This window comes from Massilia sp. LC238 (genome assembly GCF_000735635.1).
GTDB classification, from domain to species: domain Bacteria; phylum Pseudomonadota; class Gammaproteobacteria; order Burkholderiales; family Burkholderiaceae_D; genus Telluria; species Telluria varians.
The window spans coordinates 35,302-56,104 of the sequence record NZ_JNNN01000024.1; the positions used below are offsets into that span (position 1 = coordinate 35,302).

Consider the following 20,803-nt stretch of genomic DNA (forward strand, 5'->3'; position numbering starts at 1 on the left):
GGCGCCGGGACAGGTATTGCTTACTGCAGCTCGGCGGCCCGGGCTGCCATTTCCTGGCCCAGCGCCTGCAGGTCCAGCTTCAGTTCCTTCATCTTCGGGAACATTTCCTTCTCTTCTTCCTCGACGTGGTGGTCGACCAGCTCGCCCAGCACCTTCACCTTGGCGTCGTACAGGTCGTCGCCCGGGTCCATTTCCTGGATCTGGGCGATCAGGTCCTTGGCCGACGCGTGTTCGACGACGGCCTCGTCGACCATGTCCTCGGTTTCCTCGGTTGCTTCGCGCACTGCTGGATACAGGATCTCTTCCTCGATCGTGGTGTGCATGATCAATGCCTGGCAGATCTCGTCGGCGAGCTTTTTCTTGCTGACCTTGGCACGGTCGGTCATGTTCTCGAACTTCTCGAACATCTCGTGGACTTCGCGGTGCTGCGCGGTGAGCAGCGTGATGGCATCCTGCGATTTGCTTGCGGTCGTCATTGTATTACCCCCGGTTATTAATAAAGTGGTATGGCTACGCCCCAAGCTTCGCCTGAAAAGGGCAACGCGACTGTACGGCAGCGCACGCTGCTTCCGGCACCCCGCAGCTACAATGCACCGGCCTTGCGCGCCGTCACGCGGCCAGCTGTTGTATGATTTGGGAAACATTTAACCGAGCCTACGATGACCGAACCGGCACATCCGCAGCCCCTGCCCGCCGCAGTCGCATCGACAGCGCCGGGCGCGGACCGCACCGCTGAACTCACCGAGATGCTGGGCTACCTCGCCGCCTGCTGGGACGAGGAACGCCGCCTGCTGGCACGCCAGCTCCACGACAGCCTCGGCTCGTCGATGACGGCGCTGACCATGCACCTTGCCCTGCTCAGCCAGCACATCCCGGCCGAGAACCAGTCGATGCGCGACCGCAGCGCCCAGATGAAGGGGCTGCTCGCCAACATCATCGAGACCAACCGCAAGATGCAGCTCGAGCTGTGGAACGACAAGCTCGAGTTCCTCGGCCTGAAGGCCGCGCTGGCCGAACTGGTCCCCGACTTCGCCGCCGCCCACGGCATCAAGGCGCGCGCCAGCCTGCCCGACGAGGACGGGTCCTATACCCGCACCCAGGGCGTGGTGCTGCTGCGCTGCGTCGAGGAAGGCCTGCGCAACGTGGCCGCGCATGCGCGCGCGACCGAGGTCGACGTGATCCTGGACGACGACGGCGAGCAGGTGATGCTGACCATCCGCGACAACGGCAGCGGCCTGCCGAAGAACGACAAGGTGTTGGAGTCGACCAGCTGCCACGGCCTGCGCCTGCTGCGCGAGCGCGCGCGCTTCCTGGGCGGCACGCTGGAGCTCGGCGCCGGCGAGACCGGCGGCGCGGTGTTGCGCATGACTTTGCCGAAGCAGGCGCCGGGCGCGTAGGGTGGGCGGCTAAGCCGCCCACGCAGTGATAGTTACAGCAAGATCGTCCGGTGCGGGAGCGGAGCCCGCAGCGATCACCGCGTGGGCGGGAAACCCGCCCACCCTACATTCAATGCAGTTTGACGAGCGGCGTGGCGCGCCGCACCAGGAAGCGCGCCAGCGCCAGCACCCCGGTGCGCATGGTGCCGAGCACCGCGCGGTGGTGCATCAGGTGCAGGCTGGTGTACATCAGGCGTGCCATCGTGCCCTGCACGAACCAGCTGGCGCCGCGCAATGAGCCCATCAGGCTGCCCACGCTCGTGGAGCGGCCCACCGACACCAGCGAACCGTAGTCGCGGTATTCATACGGCCGGTCCTGGGGCGCATGGCCCTTGGACTTGCGCAGGAAAGTCGTGACCAGGTAGTCGGCCTGCTGGTGGGCGGCCTGGGCGCGCGGCGGCACCGCATTGCCCTTGCCGTCGACGCAGGCGGCGCAGTCGCCCAGCGCATAGATGTCGTCCGCGCCTTTCACGCGCAGGTGGGCGTCGACCTCGACCTGGCCGCCCCTGGCGGTCGGCAGGCCGAGCGAGGCCAGCAGGTCGGGCGCCTTGATGCCGGCGGCCCAGACGCACAGCTTGGACGGATACACGTTGCCGTCCTTGTCGACCACGCGGTCGCGGTCGATCTGCGTGACCCGGCAGTCGGTGACCACGCGGATGCCGCGCTTGGCGAGCAGGTCGTTGGCCGCGCTCGACACCTTTTCCGGCAGCGGCGCCAGCACGCGCGAGGCGCCTTCCAGGATGGTGATGCGCACGTCGCGCTTCACGTCCAGCTGGTCGAAACCGTAGGTGACATAGGCGCCGGAGGCCTCGCGTAGTTCGGCCGCCAGTTCGACGCCGGTGGCGCCGCCGCCGATGATCACCACGTCCAGGCCGCTTCCCTTGCCTTCTTCGTGATCCTGCTCGGCGGCCAGCATCAGGCGCAGCATGCGCAGGCGGAAGCGCTCGGCGTCCTCGGTGGCATTCAGGGAAATGGTGTGCTCCATGGCGCCGGGCACGCCGAAGTAGTTCGAGGTGCTGCCGACCGCGAGCACCAGCGAACCGTAGGCGATGCGGCGCTCGGGCAGGACCTCGTCGTTGTCGGTGGCCGCCAGGATCGCGCCCACGGTGATGGTCTTCGACGCGGCGTCGAGGGCGGTCATCGGCCCGAATACGAAATTGAAGCCGTTGTCATGCGCCAGCATCTGGTAGGACAGGCCTTCCTGGTGGATGTCCAGGGTGCCGGCCGCGACTTCGTGCAGCGACGGCTTCCAGATGTGGTACAGCCGGCTGTCCACCAGCGTTACCTTCGATGGCCCCAGCTTGCGGCCCAGTTTGCAGGCCAGTTCCAGGCCGCCCGCCCCGCCACCCACGATCACGATTTCGCTACGCAAAGTAAGCTCCTTCATGGTGCGCCCGTCCGGCAATGCCAGCACATGGGCGATGTGGCAATCTTACTACGTCGGCGCAAAGCCTGCGGCACCCTGGCTCGTGTGGAAGAGTCCGCGGCGGCGCCGACCGCCCGGTTCAACGGTGCGCGCCGCGCGCCGGTGTAGCATGGGCGACCATTCGACACGAAAGGACAGCATGAACCAGCGCTACCGACCGATCTCGCGCCTGGGCCTTGGCGGCACCGGCCTGGGCGACATGTACCACACCACGAGCGACGAGGCGGCCCGCACCACCGTCGACGCGGCCTGGGAAGCGGGCATCCGCTATTTCGACACCGCACCTCACTACGGCACCGGCCTGTCCGAGCACCGCTTCGGCCAGGCCCTGCGCACCCGGCCGCGCATGGACTACACGCTGTCGACCAAGGTCGGGCGCGTGCTGGTGCCCGACCCAAGCGGCGACATCGCCCCGCCTTTCGTGTCTTCGCTGCCCTTCCGGCGCCTGACCGACTACACGGCGACCGGTGCACGCCGCTCGGTCGAGGACAGCCTGCAGCGCCTGGCCCTCGGCAGCACCGACATCGTCTACGTGCACGACCTCTCGCCCGACCACCTGGGCGAAGGGTTCGACCACCATTACCGGATCGCCGCCGGCCGCGGTGGCGCTTTCGAGGAACTGGTGCGGATGCGCGAGGAAGGGCTGATCAAGGCCTGGGGCCTGGGCGTGAACACGGTCGAACCCTGCCTGCGCGCGCTGCGCGACTCCGACCCGGACATTTTCCTGCTGGCCGGACGCTACACGCTGATGGAAACCACGCCGCTGGAGGCCCTGTTCCCGCTGTGCGAGGAGCGCGGCGCCGGCATCGTGCTGGGCGGCCCGTTCAACTCGGGTTTCCTGGCGGGCGGCGACCACTATGACTACGTGCCGGCCAAGCCGAAACACTTCGAACACCGCGAACGGCTGCGCCACGTGGCGGCGCGCCATGGCGTCGACCTGCCGGCGGCGGCCCTGCAGTTCGGCGCCGCCCATCCGGTGGTGGTGGCCACCATTCCCGGCGCCAGCAGCACGCGCCACCTGCGCCGCAATGCCGACCTGATGGACATCAAGATTCCGGCGGCGTTCTGGCAGGCCTTGATTGCCGAGGGCTTGCTGCCGGACGGGGTACCGCTACCGGCGTGAAGCCGGCGCCGGCTCAGTCGTGGCCGCGGCCGTGGCCCTTGCCGTGACCGTGACCGCGGTCGTGATCCCTGCCATGGCCACGGTCGTGGTGGCGGTCATGCCCACGGCCGCTACGGTCGTCGTAGCGCTCGCGGTAATGCACTTCGCGGTAGCGCGGCGCGTACACGTCCGAGTACCAGCGGTCCTGCACGAACAGCACCGGCTGGCCGCAGGCGCCGTACTTGCGGCAATGCTTGCTCCAGTTCTTGCGGTGGCCCGGCGGGACGCGCAGGTAGACCGGCTCGGCGCGCACCCGGTGGCGGCGCTCGATGATGATCGGTTCGGCCACGTACACCGGCGGCGGGCCGTAGCTGCGGTAGCCGTCGCCGAGGTCGATGCGGCCGTAGAAGCCGGGCTGGCCGATGCTGATGCTGACATTGGTCTGGGCCAGGGCCGGGAACGAAGCGGCCGCCAGGGCTGCAGAGAGAATCAGGGCTTTCATGGGTGCCTCCAGGCTTGTTGATGGCATAACTTTACCATCGGCAAGCACGATTCCATTGCCCCGATACACTCTGTGCAGGCTTTCACATCTGGTTACATGTTGCGGAACAGGCCCATGAAGGGCTGGCTCACGGCCAGTGTCTCGGGCCGGTTCTTCAGGCGCAGGACGCCGCGCCCGCTCTCGTCGCGGGTCACGCCGCTGACTGCACGCAGGTTGACGATGGTCGAGCGGTGCACCTGCTTGAAGTGGGTCGGATCGAGCACCTCGAGCAGGTCGCGGATGGGCTTCCTCAGCAGGGTCTCGCCCTCGATCGTCATGACCACCGTGTACTTGGAGTCGGCCTGGAAGTAGCACACGTCGTCCACCAGGATCAGGCGCGTTTCCTGGCCGCGGCTGGCGGTCAGCCAGACCAGCGGCGGCGCCTTCGGCTGCGGCGGCGCCACCGCCTGCAGCTGCTGCAGCAAGGCCTGCAGCTGCCTCAGTTGCCCGCTGTCCTGGCCGCCGCGCTGCAGGCGCGCCTGCACCCGCCCCACCGTGCCGGCCAGGCGCTCGCGCGCCACCGGCTTGAGCAGGTAGTCGACGGCGCCGCGCTCGAAGGCGTCGATCGCGTACTGGTCGTAGGCGGTGACGAACACCACTTCGGTCTTGATGCCGGCGGCCAGCAGGTTCGACGCCACTTCCAGCCCGCTCAGGCCGGGCATGCGGATGTCCAGGAACACCACGTCCGGACGGTGCTCGGCGATCGCATCGAGGGCGCTGCCGCCATCCTCGCAGCTGGCCACGATCTCGAGTTCCGGCCACACCTGGCCGAGCAGCTGGACCAGCGATTCGCGCAGCAGGGCTTCGTCTTCCGCCACGACGCAGCGGATGCGGGAATCAAGCATGATGGGCTCCTGCCCCTACGGTATGGGGAACGGTGATGGTGGCGGCCACGCCGCTCGGGAAGTTGGCCACGATCGAGAACGCGGCCGCGCTGCCGTAGGCCAGGCGCAGGCGCTCGCGCACGTTGCGCAGGCCGACCCCGGTTCCCCCGCCCTCGGCGGTGAAGCCGCGGCCGTCGTCGGCCACCGTCACCGCCACCGCACTGTCGACCTGGCGCGCCAGGATCCAGACCGTGCCGCCGCCCGGCTTGGGCTCGAGGCCATGCTTGATCGCGTTCTCGACCAGGGTCTGCAGCATCATGCTCGGGAACAGCACCGCGCGGAGCGCGTCCGGCACGTCGACCTGCAGCTGCAGGCGCGGCCCCATGCGGATCTTCAGGATGTCGAGGTAGGCGCGGGCGCGTTCCAGTTCCTCGCCGATGGTCGAGGGCGCGTCCTCGGTGCGCGGCAGCGAGTGGCGCAGGTACTGGATCAGGTTGCCCAGCATCTCGTCGGCGCGCGCCGGGTCGGTGCGGGTCAGCACCTGGGCGCTGGCCAGCGTGTTGTACAGGAAGTGCGGCTCGACCTGGGCGTGCAGCAGGCTCAGCTTGGCCACCGTGAGCTCCTTCTCGGTGGCGGTCTGGGCCACCATCGCCTGTTCGCCGCGGCGCCGCTCGGCTACCCGGCGGGTAATCGCCCGCACGATCGCTTCGGCGTTTTCCAGGTTGGTGCCGTGGTCGACCAGGAAGGTGTCGGTCCAGGCCGGGTCTTCCGGTTCGCAGATCAGGGTGACGCTGCCGGCGGAATCGCCGTTCGGCGTCACCGTGGCCAGGATCTGGTTGCGCCGCTCTCCGAACGGAATGAAGGCCCAGCTGGCGGCGGGCGGCTGGCCGTCGTGGTGCATGGCGTAGGGATTGATGCGCTTGACCTTGGCGCGCACCTGCAGGCTGTCGCGCGCGCTCTCGACCAGGATCGCGCCGGGCAGTTCGCGGATCGCGGCATCGATCAGGTCGAAGGCCTCGCCGGCCTCGAAGGGAATCTCGATCTGGCGGCGCTGGCGGTTGGACAGGGTGCTGCTGTTGAGGCTACCCGCGATCAGGCGCACCCGGCGCATGTGCGAGAACACGCCGGAGAGCACCCACAGCCCGAGGAACAGCGCCAGCAGCGCGAAATAGCCGCCGACCTCGCGCTCGACGATATCCCGGGTCCCCTCGGCAACGATGATCGCGAAGACCAGGTAGCAGCCGAGCCAGGCGGCCAGCAGGCGTCCAATATGGAATGTGCTTGAAATCATGATGTTCTTTCAGTAGTCAGGGCAGCGCCAGATTAGTCCTGGTCTCTATTGCCGGGTGACATTATGCGACGGAGCCGGGATAGTGGCGACGAAACCGGCCCTGGCGGGCACAAATAAAGCGTTGTACATCGCCCTCATCCTCGTCCCGATGGAGAGCAAGCTGAACGGCCGCTTCGGCGCCAACTACTTCAAGCACGACTTCGACAAGCGCTCGGGCCTGGTCGACTACAAGCTCGACGGCAAACTGGCGACGTTCGACGTGCTGTTCGACTGGTATGTCATCCCGCACAGCAGCTTCCGCCTGACCGGCGGCATCCTGTACAACGGCACCCGTTTCAAGGCCCTTGGCGTCCCGACCGCGAACGGCAGCTTCAACTTCAACGGCATCAACTACCTGGCCGCCGACTTCGGCGCCCTGAAAGGCGAAGTCAACTTCCGCCGCGCTGCGCCGTACATCGGCATCGGCTGGGGCAACGCGCTCACCCCGAACAAGCGCTGGAACTTCAATGCCGACATCGGCGTCTTCCACCAAGGCAAGGCCCGCGTCAACCTGATCGCCTACGGCTGCAGCACCAACGTCACCTTCTGCAGCAAGCTGGCGAGCGACGTCAACGTCGAAGAACTGCGCCTGCAGAAAGAAGTCTCGGACTACAAGATCTACCCGGTACTGCGCGCCGGCATCTCGTACAGCTTCTGATTTCGCGCCGTATGCATTTTCGGCGCGGACTGGCGTATGATGGGGCTTCTTGATAAGGAGCCATCATGCCACCGCGCCGCCTCTTCCCCGCCGCCGCGCTCGCGATTGCCTGCCTGTTGCTGACTGCCTGCAAGGACCAGCGCGAGCCGGTCAAGCCGATCGTCGACCTGTCGGTCCTGATTGACCTCGCCTGAGCCGGCGTGCCCTTCGCTTGCCGCCTCCGGCAAGTTAAACTACGGCCTGTACATTTACTCGTCGTAAGGTTTCCATGTCCTTTGCTTCGCTTGGACTGATCGATCCGATCGTCCAGACCCTCGCTTCGCTCGACTACAGCACCCCGACCGCCGTCCAGCAGCAGGCGATTCCCGTCATCCTGTCCGGCAAGGACGTCATGGCCGCGGCCCAGACCGGGACCGGCAAGACCGCCGGCTTCGCCCTGCCGATCCTGCAGCGCCTGTTCAAGCGCGACAAGCCGGTAGGCAGCAATGCCGCGCGCGCCCTGGTCCTGGTGCCGACGCGCGAACTGGCCGAGCAGGTGCACGAGAGCTTCCGCAGCTACGGCGCCGGGCTGAACCTGCGCACCATGGTGGCCTACGGCGGGGTCAGCATCAATCCGCAGATGATGAACCTGCGCAAGGGGGTGGACGTGCTGGTGGCGACCCCGGGCCGCCTGCTCGACCTGCATCGCCAGAATGCGGTGAAGTTCACGGAAGTCATCACCCTGGTGCTGGACGAGGCCGACCGCATGCTCGATCTCGGCTTCTCGAAGGAACTCGACCAGGTGTTCGCGGCGCTGCCGAAAAAGCGCCAGACCCTGCTGTTCTCGGCCACCTTCTCCGACCAGATCCGCGCCATGTCCAACCGCCTGCTGCGCGAGCCGGTGCGCATCGAGGCGAGCCCGCGCAACACCACGGTGGCCAAGGTCACCCAGTGGCTGGTCCCGGTGGACAAGAAACGCAAACCCGAGCTGTTCCTGCACCTGCTGAAAAAACACGACTGGCCCCAGGTGCTGGCCTTCGCCAAAACCCGCAAGGGGGTGGACGAGCTGGTCGGCCTGCTGGACGCCAAGCGCATCGCGGCCGATGCGATCCACGGCGACAAGCCGCAGCCGGCGCGCCTGCGCGCGCTGGAGCGCTTCAAGGCGGGCGAGGTGAAGGTGCTGGTGGCGACCGACGTCGCCGCGCGCGGCCTCGACATCGACGACCTGCCGGTGGTGGTCAACGTCGACCTGCCGATCGTGGCCGAGGATTACGTGCACCGCACCGGGCGCACCGGGCGCGCCGGGGCCTCGGGCGAGGCGGTCTCGCTGGTGGCGGCCGACGAAGTCGAATTCCTGGCCGCGATCGAGGCCCTGACGCGCCAGACCATCCGGCGCGTGGAGGAAAGCGGCTTCGAACCGGAGCACCGCGTGCCCGAGACGATCGCGGGCGGGCAAATCGTTAAGAAGCCGAAGAAGCCCAAGAAGCCGAAGGGCGATGCGAAGGTCGTGGTCGAGGACGTACGCTTCAGGAAGTGAAATATTATTTCATATAAGCGGCCGGTTTGAAATTTTATTGCAACACCAGCCGCATTTCACGCATGCCTTCCAGCCCGGTCGACTTCACCGTGAAGCCCATCCGCTTGGCCAGCCCGGTGATGCGCGAGTTCTGCGGCAAGGCCTCCCCCACGATCTCGCGCGTGCCGCGCGCGCGGCAGTAGTCGATCAGCTTCTGCATCATGAGCTTGCCGAGCCCCATGCCCTTCAAGTCCGAGCGCACCGTCACCGCGAATTCCGCCGTGATGTTGTCCGGATCGGCCACCACCCGCCCCACCGCCAGGGTCTCGGCCACGCCTTGCGCATTGGGCCGGGTGGCGATGAAGGCCATCTCGCGGTCGTAGTCGATCTGGGTAAAGCGCGCCAGCTGCGAGGGCTGCAGTTCGCGCACGCGCACGAACATCCGGTAGCGCACGTCGTCCGGCGTGAGCGCATCGAAAAACGCCAGATGGGCCGGACCGTCCTCCGGGCGGATCGGCCGCAGCAGCAGGGGCGCGCCCTGCCAGTCGATCGTCTCTTCCAGCTCGCGCGGATAGGGCCGGATCGCCAGCCGGTCCAGGGTGCTGCCGGAACGGTCGGCCAGCGCCAGGCGCATGCGCGCGTCCAGCACCACGGCGCCGCGGCTGTCGGCCAGCAGCGGGTTCAGATCCAGCTCGACGATCTCGGGAATGTCCGCGACCATGCGCGAGACCTGCACCAGCGTGGCCAGCACCGCGTCCATGTTGGCCGCCGGTCGGTTGCGGTAGCCGGCCAGCAGCCGGGCCACGCGGGTACGGTCGACCAGGTCGCGCGCCAGCACCAGGTTCAGGGGCGGCAGGCCGACCGCATGGTCGTCGGCCACTTCCACCGTCACCCCGCCCTGCCCGAACACGATCACCGGCCCGAACACGGCGTCCAGCGCCGCGCCGACGATCAGTTCGTGCGCGTTGCTGCGCCTGACCATGGCCTGCACCGAGTAGCCCTCGAATTTCGCCTGCGGGAACAGTTCCGCGAGGCGCCGGCGCATGCGCGTGGCAGCCGCGCGCACGCCCTCGTCGCCGTCGAGGTCGAGGGTCACGCCGCCGACGTCCGACTTGTGCATCACGTCCGGCGTCAGGATCTTGACCGCCACCGGGTAGCCGATGCGCTGGGCGGCGCTCACCGCCTCCTCCACGCTGGCGGCCTGGCGCGTCTCGACCACCGCCATGCCGTAGGTGCGCAGGATGGCCTTGGTCTCGGGGTCGGACAGCAGGTAGCGCCCGCCCGCGACCGCCTCGCGCACCAGCGCGCGCGCCGCGGCGCGGTCGGGGGCCACCGAGCCCACCATCGAGGGCGGCACCTCCATCAGGAGGTTCTGGTTGCGCCGGTAGTGCACCAGCTGCAGGAAGCCGGCCACGGCGTCTTCCGGCGTGCGGTAGGCCGGCAGGCGCGCGCCGGAGGCGATGGCACGGGCCTCGGATACCGCGCTGCCGCCCAGCCAGCACGAGAGCAGGGTCTTGGACGCGCTGCGCACCAGCGGCGCGATGGCGTCCGCCACGTCGCGGCTCGCCACCGTCGCGGTGGGCGACTGGATCAGCAGCAGCGCGTCGACCTGCGGGTCGGCCAGCAGGATCTCGAGGGTCTCGCGGTACAGTTCGGGCGCCGCCCGGCCCTGCAGGTTGACCACGTTCCCGCGCCGCCAACCCGGCGCCAGCAGCGCATCCAGGCGCGCCTGCGATTCGTTTGAAAACTGCGCCCCGACCCCGCCGCCATAGGCCAGCGCATCGCGCGCCAGCACGCCTGGTCCCGCGCCGTTGCTGACGATGGCGAGGCGCTCGCCGTGCAGCGGGCGCGCGTAGGCCAGGGTCTCGGCGGCCGAGAACAGCTGGTCGGTGGTGGTCACGCGCAGCATGCCGGCGCGCCGGATCGCGGCGTCGAACACGTCGTCGCGGCGCGCCAGGGCGCCGCTCTCGCTGGCGGCGGAAGGCAGCGGATCGTCCTCGCGCCCGGCGCGCAGCACCAGCACCGGCTTGCTGCGCGCCGCCGCGCGCGCGGCTGACATGAACTTGCGCGCATAGCGCAGGTCCTGCAGGTAGAGCAGGATGGCGCCGGTGGCGCCGTCGCTGGCGAGGTAATCGAGCACGTCGCCCAGGTCGACGTCGGCCGCGTCGCCCAGCGCGATGAAGTGGGAAAAGCCGATGCCGCGGGTGCGCGCCCAGTCCAGCACGCCGACCATCAGGGCGCCCGACTGCGACACGAAGGCGATCCGCCCGGGCAGCGCGCCGCTGGTGGCGACGCTGGCGTTCAGTCCCAGGCCGGGCGCCAGCAGGCCGGCGCTGTTCGGCCCGAGCAGGCGCAGCAGGTAGGGATGGGCGGCGTCCAGCATGGCCTGGCGCAGGCCGCGGCCGCGCGCGGTCCGTCCATCGCTCATGCCGCTACTCAGGACCACCGCCGCACGGGTGCCGCGCTCGCCCAGCTGGCGCACGATCGCGGGAATCGTCGCGGACGGCGTGCAGATCACGGCCAGCGCCGGCGCCGCGGGCAGCTCGGCCACGCTGGCATAACAGCGCCGCCCGGCCAGTTCGCCATACTTGGGATTGACCGGCCAGACCTCGCCCTTGAATCCGCCCGCCAGCAGGTTGTGCAGCAGCGTTGCGCCCAGGCTGCCCGGCCGCTCGGAAGCGCCGACCAGCGCCACCGACTTCGGTGCGAACAGGTGCTCGAGGTTGCGAACGCTCATGCGGTGACCTTTCCTCGGATGACGCGGGCGCCCCTGCGCCCCGCCCAGGAAGCATAGCGCCCCTTCACGAGGCGGCGCGCACGGCCTGTCGACTTAGCGTCGCAGCATGCCGCGCCGCTCGCGGCGGGTGGCCGGCAGCGCGCGCAGGGCCGGCGAGCGGATGCGCAGCGCCCCCATGATGCTGTCGGCCATGATACGGGTGTGGGCGGCAAGCCGGGGGGCGTCGATGCCGGCTTCGAGCACCTGGGCGCGGAACCGGTGCGCCTCGTCCAGCTCGCTCACCGCGATGCTGGCCAGGATGGCGGGCGATGGCTGCGGCGCGATCGCATAGAAGCGCAGGCGGAATTCACGGTCGAGCAGGATGGTGCCGGCCAGGAAACGGTCGAGCCCGACGTCGAACAGGACGTGGACGATCACCTCGGCCGCGCGGGCGGCGATGTCTTCCTGGTTTTTCCTGCATCGAGGGCCGAACAGGCGGATCAGCATCTGCATCGCACCCTCCAAGTCAATACCCTTAAAATACTAACAGTGCGTTTCAATATCGGCAATATCTCGCCGGGCTGCTGTTGCGCGCATGCACAGCTATACCTTTCCCAGCAGGTCGATCAGCTGCTGCGGCGCCACCGGCTTGGTGAGGTGCTCGTCGAAGCCGGCCGCCAGCGAGGCCGCGCGGTCCTCCTGCCGCCCGCGCCCGGTCACCGCCACCAGGAAGGGGCGCGGCACCCGCCGCGCCAGGATCGCCGCCACTTCCAGCCCGTCCATCTCGGGCATGCCCTGGTCCAGCACCGCGATGTCGGCCGGGTGTTCGTTGAACAGGCGCAGGGCCGCCGCGCCGTCGTGCGCCACGTCCACCGTCGCGCCTTCCGAGCGCAGCAGCCAGGCCAGGGACTCGGCGGCATCGACGTTGTCGTCGGCCACCAGCACGTGCTTGCCCAGGCGCGGCCCCGCGGCGCCGCCCTGCTCGGCCACGTCGGGCGTGGCCGCCGGCCGGATCGCCGGCAGCGTCACCGTGAAGGCCGAGCCGTGTCCCGGCCCTTCGCTGTGCGCCGCCAGCCGGCCGCCGGGCAGCTCGACCAGGCCCTTGGCCAGCGACAGGCCGATCCCCAGGCCGCCCTGCGCCAGGTGGCTGGCGCTGGACACCTGGACGAAGGCATCGAACACGCGCGCCAGCATGTCCGGCTCGATGCCGATGCCGTTGTCGCTCACCTCGACCCGCGCCTCGCCGCCGCTTTCCTCCAGCAGGATCGCGATGCGTCCGCCCGGCGGCGTGTACTTGGCGGCATTGTTGATCAGGTTGGCCAGCACCTGGGTCAGGCGCAGCGCGTCGGCATCGACCCAGACCGGCTCCTGGCACAGGTCGAGCGCCACGGTGTGGCGCCCGGCCTCGATCAGCGGCATGCTGGTCTGCAGGGTGTCGCGCAGCAGCCGGCCCAGCTCCACCGGCGCGCGGTGCAGTTCGATCTTGCCGCGGCTGATGCGGGTGACGTCGAGCAGGTCGTCGAGCAGGCGCGCCATCTGGCCGGTCTGGCGTCCGACCATGGCGGCGATCCATTCGATGCGGTCCTGGGCCAGCGCCTTGCCGCGCAGGAGCGAGGCGGCGTTGGCGATCGGCGCCAGCGGGTTGCGCAGCTCGTGCGCCAGGGTGGCGATGTAGACGTCCTTGCGGCGGTCGGCCTCGCGCAAAGCGTCCATCGCTTCCTCGCGTTCACTGACGTCCAGCACCAGCGAGAACACCCGGTCGATCCGTCCATCCTCGTCGTGCAGCACCGAGTTGTACCATTCGCAGCAGAGCGTGCGGCCGTCGCGCGTGCGGTTGCGGTTGCTCGACTCGACGTAGCGCGTGGCCGAATCGAGCAGGCGCCCCATCGCGCCGGCCACCATGCCGGCGTCCTCCTCGTGGATCACCGGCAGCGCGTCGATGCGCCGCCCGACCGCTTCCTCGGCCGTCCAGCCGAACAGTTCCTCGGCGCGCCGGTTCCACAGGCGGATCACGAAGTCGCGGTCCCACTCGATCACGGCCAGCGGGGTATTTTCGATGAGGTAGCGCGTCTGGTCGAGCGCGCGCGCCAGCGCGGCGTTCGCTTCGGTCCGTTCGGTGATGTCGTCCAGCACGATCACCGCCGCCGCCAGCTCGGCCGCCGCATCGCGCAGGGGCGCTCCGCTGACCGAATACACGCGCCGCCCGTCGCGCGTCAGGCTCTCGAGCACGGCGTCGCGGAAGGCTTCGCCGCGGACCGCGCGCCGCACCGGCTCGCCGATCAGGGACAGCATCGCGGCCGGGCCGGCCATGCCGCCCTTGCCGGTGTGCTCGAAACGGGCCGCCATCTGCTCGGCCAGGTCGTTGGCCATCACGCAGCGTCCCTCGCGGTCGACGATCAAGACGCCGTCGGGCAGCTGGCGCAGCACCGAGCCGAGCAGGCTCTGCCACTGCGCGCGCGAACGGGTCTCGATCATTTCTTCGAAGGTGTCGCGCAGGCGCCTGTGCAGGGAGATGTTGTCGATGGCGACAGCGCCCAGCACGAACAGCGAGGCCGCCAGGCCGTACAGCCGCCCGGCGTAGAAGCCGAGGTCGAAGCGTCCGCCGTTGAGCAGGCAGGACAGCAGGACCTCGAAGGCCCAGGCCGACATCGCGATCGTCAGCCAGACGTCGAGCACGGCGCGCGGGCGCTTCTGGGCCGTCTTCCACAGGGCGAACAGGGACAGCGCCAGCACGCAAGCGCTGACCCAGCGGTAGGCGGGACGAAAGCGGTCCCCGTCCATCAGCTCCGGCAGGTAGGGGGCGCCGGTGGTGCACAGCAGGACCAGCGCCGAGACGAACAGCGCCGTCAGGAGTGCGCCGGCGCGCATGAAATGCGCCGGCAAGGGGCGCCGGTAGCTGGCCGCATAGCCGAGCACGAACAGCGGGAACAGCGCGTGCCAGATCATGAACAGCCAGGGCGTGGTCTGGTCGTTCCCGCCCAGCACACCATGGGGCGAGAACAGGCCGGGAAAGGTCAGGAGGTGGGCCAGCGCGATCAGCGCCGTGAACAGGTAGCCCAGCGTGAGGATGCCGAGCGACCAGGAACGGCTGGTATGCACGTGGCCCAGCAGGAGGATGCCGGTGAGCAGGTTGCTGCCGATGAGCACCGACTGGTACATCGGGATGAACTCCGGCGCCACCGGCAGCGGCGTGCGCGCAAACGGCGCCAGCAGCGAGAAAAAGACCGCCAGCACCGCCAGCACCACGAGGACGTTGCGCAACTGCGCACCGGATGGAGGGTGTTTCGCCAGATCTGCCGGTTCTGCTAAAACACCGTAGCGCATGTGTCATCCCAGTGGAATGCTGTGCAAAAGTTGCCTTGCGTCCTGCTACCTGCCTATATTCAATTACATAAAAATATAGCTCATTTTGTCGGATCTGAGCACTTGTTTATCTGATATCTTAGCTGCGCGAGCTGACGGGGTAGCCGGCAGCGTCGATCGCTGCAACGATCCGGTCGAGATCGGCATCGCTGTCGATGCTCACGCGCTTGCTCGGCAGGTCGATGCTGACTTTCGCCGCCTCGTCGATGCCCTGCACGGCCTTGGTCACGCGGCCGACGCAGTGGCCACAGCTCATGTCTTCTACGGTCAGTTGGTACATTTCTCGTGCTCCTGGTTGAACGGGCGTTTCCAGCCCTTGGTGAATGAATTCTTCCCTGGCGGCGTGCGGCGCGGCTGCCGTTGAGGGCCGCCAGCCGCGCAGCAGCAGCGCGTTGGCCACCACGCTGACCGAACTGAGCGCCATCGCGGCGCCGGCCAGCACCGGATTGAGCAGGCCGAAGGCGGCCAGCGGGATGCCGACCACGTTGTAGACGAAGGCCCAGCCGAGGTTCTGGCGGATCTTGGCATAGGTGCGCTGCGAGATCGCCACCGCATCGGCCACCAGGCCGGGGTCGCCGCGCATCAGCGTGATGCCGGCGGTCTGCATGGCGACATCGGTACCGCTGGCCATCGCGATGCCGACGTCGGCCGCCGCCAGCGCCGGCGCATCGTTGATGCCGTCGCCGACCATCGCCACCTTGCGGCCGGTCGCTTTCAGCTCCGCCACCAGGCTGGCCTTGTCTCCCGGCAGCACCCCGGCATGGAAGCGCGCGATGCCGGCCTGGTCGGCAACCGCACGCGCGGCGCCCTCGCTGTCGCCGGTGAGCATGACCGACTCGATGCCCATGGCGGCCAGGCGCGCTACCGCCGCGGCCGCACCCGGCTTGAGGCTGTCGCCGAAGGCCAGCAGGCCGAGCACCTCGGCCCCTTCGGGACGCGCCAGGGCCAGCCAGGACACGGTGCGCCCCTGCGCCTCGCGCGCGGCGGCCTGCGCCTCCCATGCGGCGGTGGCGGCGCCCTGCTCCCGCATCAGGCGCGCATTGCCGAGCAAGACGATCGTACCATCCAGCTCCGCCTGCACCCCGCGCCCGGGCAGCGCCCGGGCCTGCGTCACCGGCTGCAGCGCGACGCCGCGCGCCTGCGCGGCCTCCAGCACCGCATGCGCCAGCGGATGGCTGCTGGCCTGCTGCACGGCCGCTGCCAGGCGCAAGACGCGCTCGCCGTCGGCCCCTTCGAGCGCGGCCAGGCGCGGCCGGCCTTCGGTCAGGGTGCCGGTCTTGTCGAACACGACCACGCCCACCGCATGCGCGGTTTCCAGCGCCTCCGCATCCTTGATCAGGATGCCATGACGGGCGCTGGCGCCGGTGCCGACCATGATCGAGGCGGGCGTGGCCAGGCCGAGCGCACACGGACAGGCGATCACCTGCACCGCCACCGCATTGAGCAGCGCCGCCTGCCAGTCGCCCGTCGCCAGGCCGCAGCCGAGCAGCGTGACGAGCGACACCAGCAGCACGGCCGGCACGAAGACGGCACTGACCCGGTCCACCAGGCGCTGGATCGGCGCCTTGACCGCCTGCGCGTCTTCCACCATGCGGATGATCTGCGACAGCATCGTCTCGCTGCCGACCGCGGTGGCGCGCACCAGCAGCAGGCCGTCGGCGTTGACGGCGCCTCCCGCCACGCGATCGCCCGGCCCCTTCGCCACCGGCAGGGATTCGCCGGTCAGCAGGGATTCGTCGAGGTGGCTGCGCCCTTCTTCCACGCTGCCGTCGGCGGGCACCCGTTCCCCGGGCCGCACCACCATCAGCTCGCCCACGCGCAGTTCGGCCAGCGGGATGCGCTGGTCGCGGCCGTCGCGCCGCACCAGGGCGTCGTTGCTGCGCAGGGCTTCCAGCGCCCCGATCGCCGCCACCGCCTGGCGCTTGGCGCGGGCCTCCAGCCACTTGCCGAGCAGGACCAGGGTGATCACCACCGCCGAGGATTCGAAGTACAGGTGGGGCGTACCGTGGTGGCTGCCCGCCAGCAGCAGGTACAGCGACAGGCCGTAGGCGGCGCTGGTGCCGATCGCGACCAGCAGGTCCATGTTGCCGCTGCCGGCACGCAAGGCCTTCCAGCCGGCCCGGTAAAAGCGCGCGCCCAACCAGAACTGGACCGGGGTCGCCAGGACGAGCTGCAGCCAGCCGGGCAGCATCCAGTGCAGGCCGAAGGGCTGCACCAGCATCGGCGCCACCAGCGGCATGCTCAGCAGCGCGCTCAGGGCCACCGGCCACCAGGCCGGCAGGCCGGCGCCGGTCTTCCCGCCCCTGTCCGGACGAGCGCTGCCGGGCGCCGGCGCCGCGGCGGCTTCGTAGCCGGCCGCGCGCACCGCCGCCACCAGCGCGTCGAGCGCGGCGCCGCCATGCACGCTGGCCTTCTCGGTGGCCAGGTTGACCGTCGCCGCGCTTACGCCGGGCACCTTCTGCAAGGCCTTTTCGACCCGGGCCACGCAGGACGCGCAGGTCATGCCTTCGATACTCAGGAGGGTCGCGCCCTCGGGATGCGTTCTCGTGTCCATTTGCTTCCTTCAATCGTGGAATGCCATACCCGAAGGATATTCCTTCCCACGATGGGAAGGTCAAGCAACTTTTTTGGACACCTGAAACTCGAATAAGGCTTAGTAAGGAGAGCGCGCCGAGCACACCCGGCCACGCCCGGCCTTCTTGGCCTGGTACATGAAGTGGTCGGCTTCCTTCAGGAGTTCCTCCGGCGCGCGCACGGCCTTGCCGCTGTCGAGCGAGATGCCGATGCTGGCGCGCACGCGCATCGCCCGTCCCGGCAGCATCACCGGCTCGGAAATGCTCGAGATCAGCTTTTCGGCCACGGTGTGGGCATCATCGAAGGTGTCGGCCATGTCTTCGAGCAGCACGGTGAACTCGTCGCCGGCCAGGCGGTAGACGCTGTCGGTCTTGCGCACCCCGGCGCGCAGGCGTCCGGCGATCTCGCGCAGCAGGATGTCGCCCGCCTCGTGGCCGAGCGAATCGTTCACCGCCTTGAAACCGTCCAGGTCGATGAACAGCATCCCGACCGCCTTGCCGCTGCGGCTGGCGCGCGACTGGGCCACGGGAATCGCTTCCAGCAGCGCGCGCCGGTTCAACAGGCCCGTAAGCAGGTCGTGCCGGTTCTCGTATTCGCGCTGGGCCTGTTCCTGCTTGCGCTCGGTGATGTCGTGCAGGAAGGCGCTGAACATGGTGCGCCCGTTCGATTCGAGCGCGCGAATGCGCACCTCGACCGTCAGCGCACTGCCGTCGCGCCGCAGCGCCGGCAGTTCCAGGCGCTGGTCGACGGCGCTGGCGAGCCGGGTCGCCAGGAAGCGCTGCATGCCGTGGCGATGGCGCTCGCGGTGATCTTCCGGGATGATCAGCTCGTCCAGGCTGCGGCCCAGGGCTTCTTCGCGCGGCCAGCCGAAGGTGTCCTCGGCCTGGCGGTTCCAGGCCGTGACCAGTCCCTCCTCGTCCAGGCTGATATAGGCGTCGTAGGCGTTTTCCACCACGCTGCGGATTTCCGCCTCGCGCGCGTGCAGCTCGGCGGTGCGCGCCTGCACCCGGCGTTCCAGGTCGGCATTCAGGGCGGACAGCGCATCCTGGGCCGCCTTCTGGGCGTCGATGTCCTTGATGACCGCCACCGTGTATTCGACCTGCCCCGCGGCATTGCGTTTGGTCGAGACGTCAAGGGCGACCCATACCGGCCTGCCATCCTTGCGCATGTAGCGTTTCTCGAGCCGGAACCCGTCGAGCTCGCCCCGCTGGATGGCGCGCATCTGATCCATGCCGAGGTCGACGTCGTCCGGGTGAGTGATCTGGCGGAAGCTGCGGCTCCACAGCTCTTCCTCGCTGTAGCCGACCACGTCGCACAAGGCCTTGTTGACGCTGATCCAGCCGCCATCCGGCGCCACCAGCGCGATGCCCACGCTGGCGATGTCGAACACGCTGCGGAAACGCGCCTCGCTGGCGCCCAGCACCGCGCTGGAACGCGCCAGCTGCTCGCGCGCTACCGCCATGCGCTCGCGGTACTGCACTTCCTTGGTCAGGATCGCGGCCAGGTCGTTCAGCAGGCCGGCCTCGTCCTCGCTCAGCGTGCGCGGTCTGGTATCGAGCGCGCACAAGGTGCCGATCGCCAGGCCGGCCGTGGTGCGGATCGGCACCCCGGCATAGAAACGGATGTTCGGCGGACCGTTGACCAGCGGGTTGTCGCTGAAGCGCCCGTCTTCCAGCGCGTCCTGCACCACCAGCGGCGTGCTCATGCCGATCGCATGGGCGCAGAAGGCGTGTTCGCGCGGCGTCTGTCCCGGTTCCATCCCGACGCGCGACTTGAACCACTGGCGGTCGGCATCGACCAGCGAGAACAGCGCCATCGGCACGTCCAGCATGCGGCTGGCCAGGCGGGTGACGCGGTCGAAGACCGGTTCGGGCGGGGTATCGAGCAGGTGGAGGGCGTCGAGCATCGACAGCCGGTCAAGTTCGTCGGGAGGCAGTGGGGCAGCAGGCATAACGTCCGTATGATCAATTAACGGCGTGGCTGCCGTCCAGGTGGAACTGTAACAGATACTGCATTTCCGACACAAAATTAAGGTGTCACAAGTACCAACAATGTGTCGCATTCTGGTGAATCTGTGACATTATTCCAAGGAAAGCCGTCCCATCGTCGTAGCAGTATGATTCGAGACCCGCCATGCGCCCTCTTCCCGTCGTCCTCCTTTGCCTCGCCAGCCTGTTGCTGCCCTTCCACGCCGCTGCTTCCGACGCCGCCGCGCGCGATGCCAGACTCGGCGTGCGCGAGGCCGAGCGCCAGCGCGCCCTCGCGCTGAACGAACGTGACATCGAGCTGCTGCGCCGCCTCATGGGCGGCAATTATCGCCACGTCGAGACCAACGGCAGGCTGCGTTCCAAGACCGAGTTCCTGCAGGCGCTGGCGCGCGACGAGTACCGCATCCGCAACTATGGGCTGGAAGACATGGAGGTCGAGGTCGTGAACGAGGACGTGGCGATCGTCACCGGCACCTGGCGCGCCGCCCGCCTCGATCTCGGCGCTGCCCAGCCGCTGCGCGGCCGCTACGTGCGGGTCTGGACGCGCCAGCCCGAAGGCTGGCGCATCTCGCTGCACCAGGGCACCGAGATCAAGACCGCCGCCGCCCAGCCCGCCAAGTCCGATAGCCGCGGCCCGCACTAGTGCTTCCCCAGGGGGCGGCGGCCTCAGTCGGCGGCGCGCATCGCTTCGCCGATCGCATAGAAGTTCCCGCCGGCGACGTGGTGGATGCTGCGCCAGGAGGGATCGGCCGTCTCGAAATGCCAGTGGCCGTCGCGGAACACGCGCGCATCGGCCCAGGCGGCCGTCACCTCGCCGATGAACAGGTCGTAGGCCTGCTGGTTGTGCGGTTCCGGCACCAGCCGGCAGGCCAGCCAGGCCGAACAACCTTCCACCAGCGGCGCCGCCACGCCTTCCATGCGTTTCAACACGACGCCGGCCTGGGCCAGCTTGTGCGGCTCGGCATCGAGCGAGCGGTTCCCCACCTCGTGGGTCAGGCGCAGCTGCGCCACCGTCGGCAGCTGGATCACGAAGCTGCCGCTGCCCTCGACCAGGGCGCGGGTACGGGTCGACTTGTCGAGCACCACGGTGAGCTTGGGCGGGGCGAAATCGAGGGCGCAGGCCCAGGCCGCCGCCATGACGTTGTCCACGCCCTCGTGGCTGCTCGACACCAGCACGGTCGGGCCGTGCGTGAGCAGCCGGTAGGCCTTCTCGAGGGGGACAGGGAGCTAGACCCTAGTCGAACTTAATGTGCACCCAAGTGTCGAATAATGATCATGGAAAGCACTTTAGCGATTGGACACGCAGCGAAGCTGCTGGGAATCACGGTCAAGACGCTACAGCGCAACGAG

17 protein-coding genes are annotated in these 20,803 nt (G+C 68.7%); 6 read left to right on the forward strand and 11 right to left on the reverse strand.

Annotation, left to right across the window (positions count from 1 at the left end; all coding sequences use genetic code 11):
* Positions 1–20 precede the first annotated feature (20 nt).
* Positions 21–476, reverse strand: a complete 456-nt coding sequence (locus tag FG94_RS05265) for a hemerythrin domain-containing protein (RefSeq protein WP_036208017.1) — start codon at positions 474–476, stop codon at positions 21–23.
* Positions 477–659: 183 nt separating this feature from the next.
* Between FG94_RS05265 and FG94_RS05270 the strand changes: the two genes are divergently transcribed.
* Complete coding sequence (locus tag FG94_RS05270; protein ID WP_036208018.1) at positions 660–1,397, forward strand: sensor histidine kinase; 738 nt, start codon at positions 660–662, stop codon at positions 1,395–1,397.
* 109 nt (positions 1,398–1,506) lie between these two features.
* Here FG94_RS05270 and FG94_RS05275 read toward each other — a convergent pair whose 3' ends face one another.
* Complete coding sequence (locus FG94_RS05275; RefSeq protein ID WP_229445866.1) at positions 1,507–2,808, reverse strand: NAD(P)/FAD-dependent oxidoreductase; 1,302 nt, start codon at positions 2,806–2,808, stop codon at positions 1,507–1,509.
* A gap of 193 nt (positions 2,809–3,001) precedes the next feature.
* Between FG94_RS05275 and FG94_RS05280 the strand changes: the two genes are divergently transcribed.
* The gene (locus FG94_RS05280; protein WP_036208024.1) at positions 3,002–3,985 is read left to right on the forward strand and encodes an aldo/keto reductase; all 984 of its coding nucleotides are present in this window, start codon (positions 3,002–3,004) and stop codon (positions 3,983–3,985) included.
* A gap of 13 nt (positions 3,986–3,998) precedes the next feature.
* On the opposite strand, the gene FG94_RS05285 is transcribed toward FG94_RS05280, so the two are convergent.
* The 3 genes from FG94_RS05285 to FG94_RS05295 form a co-directional block, all read right to left on the reverse strand.
* Positions 3,999–4,466, reverse strand: coding sequence for a hypothetical protein (locus FG94_RS05285; RefSeq protein ID WP_036208028.1), 468 nt, complete (start codon positions 4,464–4,466; stop codon positions 3,999–4,001).
* A gap of 92 nt (positions 4,467–4,558) precedes the next feature.
* A complete protein-coding gene (locus FG94_RS05290; RefSeq protein WP_036208031.1) occupies positions 4,559–5,350 on the reverse strand; it encodes a LytTR family DNA-binding domain-containing protein in 792 nt (263 codons plus the stop codon).
* The gene (locus FG94_RS05295; protein WP_036208034.1) at positions 5,343–6,620 is read right to left on the reverse strand and encodes a sensor histidine kinase; all 1,278 of its coding nucleotides are present in this window, start codon (positions 6,618–6,620) and stop codon (positions 5,343–5,345) included. The genes FG94_RS05290 and FG94_RS05295 overlap by 8 nt, the downstream gene beginning before the upstream one ends.
* 121 nt (positions 6,621–6,741) lie before the next feature.
* On the opposite strand from FG94_RS05295, the gene FG94_RS05300 reads away from it, so the two are divergent.
* From FG94_RS05300 to FG94_RS05305, 3 genes are all read left to right on the forward strand, one after another.
* Positions 6,742–7,317, forward strand: a complete 576-nt coding sequence (locus tag FG94_RS05300) for a hypothetical protein (protein WP_051996246.1) — start codon at positions 6,742–6,744, stop codon at positions 7,315–7,317.
* A 65-nt stretch (positions 7,318–7,382) separates the two neighbouring features.
* The gene (locus FG94_RS28400) at positions 7,383–7,511 is read left to right on the forward strand and encodes a hypothetical protein (RefSeq protein WP_267872328.1); all 129 of its coding nucleotides are present in this window, start codon (positions 7,383–7,385) and stop codon (positions 7,509–7,511) included.
* Between the two features lie 74 nt (positions 7,512–7,585).
* On the forward strand, positions 7,586–8,833 hold the full coding sequence (locus tag FG94_RS05305) for a DEAD/DEAH box helicase (RefSeq protein ID WP_036208037.1): 1,248 nt from the start codon (positions 7,586–7,588) through the stop codon (positions 8,831–8,833).
* A 34-nt stretch (positions 8,834–8,867) separates the two neighbouring features.
* Here FG94_RS05305 and FG94_RS05310 read toward each other — a convergent pair whose 3' ends face one another.
* From FG94_RS05310 to FG94_RS05330, 5 genes are all read right to left on the reverse strand, one after another.
* The gene (locus FG94_RS05310; RefSeq protein WP_036208040.1) at positions 8,868–11,549 is read right to left on the reverse strand and encodes a bifunctional acetate--CoA ligase family protein/GNAT family N-acetyltransferase; all 2,682 of its coding nucleotides are present in this window, start codon (positions 11,547–11,549) and stop codon (positions 8,868–8,870) included.
* Positions 11,550–11,642: 93 nt separating this feature from the next.
* A complete protein-coding gene (locus tag FG94_RS05315) occupies positions 11,643–12,041 on the reverse strand; it encodes a hypothetical protein (protein WP_036208044.1) in 399 nt (132 codons plus the stop codon).
* Between the two features lie 90 nt (positions 12,042–12,131).
* Complete coding sequence (locus FG94_RS25830) at positions 12,132–14,789, reverse strand: PAS domain S-box protein (protein WP_051996249.1); 2,658 nt, start codon at positions 14,787–14,789, stop codon at positions 12,132–12,134.
* 181 nt (positions 14,790–14,970) lie between these two features.
* Positions 14,971–17,445, reverse strand: coding sequence for a heavy metal translocating P-type ATPase (locus FG94_RS05325; protein ID WP_036208048.1), 2,475 nt, complete (start codon positions 17,443–17,445; stop codon positions 14,971–14,973).
* Between the two features lie 99 nt (positions 17,446–17,544).
* Positions 17,545–19,416 (reverse strand): PAS domain S-box protein, encoded by a 1,872-nt coding sequence (locus tag FG94_RS05330; RefSeq protein ID WP_036208051.1) that lies wholly within the window; start codon positions 19,414–19,416, stop codon positions 17,545–17,547.
* A 182-nt stretch (positions 19,417–19,598) separates the two neighbouring features.
* On the opposite strand from FG94_RS05330, the gene FG94_RS05335 reads away from it, so the two are divergent.
* On the forward strand, positions 19,599–20,096 hold the full coding sequence (locus tag FG94_RS05335; RefSeq protein WP_081925814.1) for a nuclear transport factor 2 family protein: 498 nt from the start codon (positions 19,599–19,601) through the stop codon (positions 20,094–20,096).
* 23 nt (positions 20,097–20,119) lie between these two features.
* Here FG94_RS05335 and FG94_RS05340 read toward each other — a convergent pair whose 3' ends face one another.
* Positions 20,120–20,650 (reverse strand): flavin reductase family protein, encoded by a 531-nt coding sequence (locus FG94_RS05340; protein WP_051996250.1) that lies wholly within the window; start codon positions 20,648–20,650, stop codon positions 20,120–20,122.
* Positions 20,651–20,803: the final 153 nt, after the last annotated feature.

Excerpts from the sequence above, each read along its gene's own strand:
- FG94_RS05265 (WP_036208017.1), bottom strand. The coding sequence starts at position 476 with ATGACGACCGCAAGCAAATCGCAGGATGCCATCACGCTGCTCACCGCG.
- FG94_RS05270 (WP_036208018.1), top strand. The coding sequence starts at position 660 with ATGACCGAACCGGCACATCCGCAGCCCCTGCCCGCCGCAGTCGCATCG.
- FG94_RS05280 (WP_036208024.1), top strand. The coding sequence starts at position 3,002 with ATGAACCAGCGCTACCGACCGATCTCGCGCCTGGGCCTTGGCGGCACC.
- FG94_RS05285 (WP_036208028.1), bottom strand. The coding sequence starts at position 4,466 with ATGAAAGCCCTGATTCTCTCTGCAGCCCTGGCGGCCGCTTCGTTCCCG.
- FG94_RS05290 (WP_036208031.1), bottom strand. The coding sequence starts at position 5,350 with ATGCTTGATTCCCGCATCCGCTGCGTCGTGGCGGAAGACGAAGCCCTG.
- FG94_RS05295 (WP_036208034.1), bottom strand. The coding sequence starts at position 6,620 with ATGATTTCAAGCACATTCCATATTGGACGCCTGCTGGCCGCCTGGCTC.
- FG94_RS28400 (WP_267872328.1), top strand. The coding sequence starts at position 7,383 with ATGCCACCGCGCCGCCTCTTCCCCGCCGCCGCGCTCGCGATTGCCTGC.
- FG94_RS05305 (WP_036208037.1), top strand. The coding sequence starts at position 7,586 with ATGTCCTTTGCTTCGCTTGGACTGATCGATCCGATCGTCCAGACCCTC.
- FG94_RS05310 (WP_036208040.1), bottom strand. The coding sequence starts at position 11,549 with ATGAGCGTTCGCAACCTCGAGCACCTGTTCGCACCGAAGTCGGTGGCG.
- FG94_RS05315 (WP_036208044.1), bottom strand. The coding sequence starts at position 12,041 with ATGCAGATGCTGATCCGCCTGTTCGGCCCTCGATGCAGGAAAAACCAG.
- FG94_RS05325 (WP_036208048.1), bottom strand. The coding sequence starts at position 17,445 with ATGGACACGAGAACGCATCCCGAGGGCGCGACCCTCCTGAGTATCGAA.
- FG94_RS05330 (WP_036208051.1), bottom strand. The coding sequence starts at position 19,416 with ATGCCTGCTGCCCCACTGCCTCCCGACGAACTTGACCGGCTGTCGATG.
- FG94_RS05335 (WP_081925814.1), top strand. The coding sequence starts at position 19,599 with ATGCGCCCTCTTCCCGTCGTCCTCCTTTGCCTCGCCAGCCTGTTGCTG.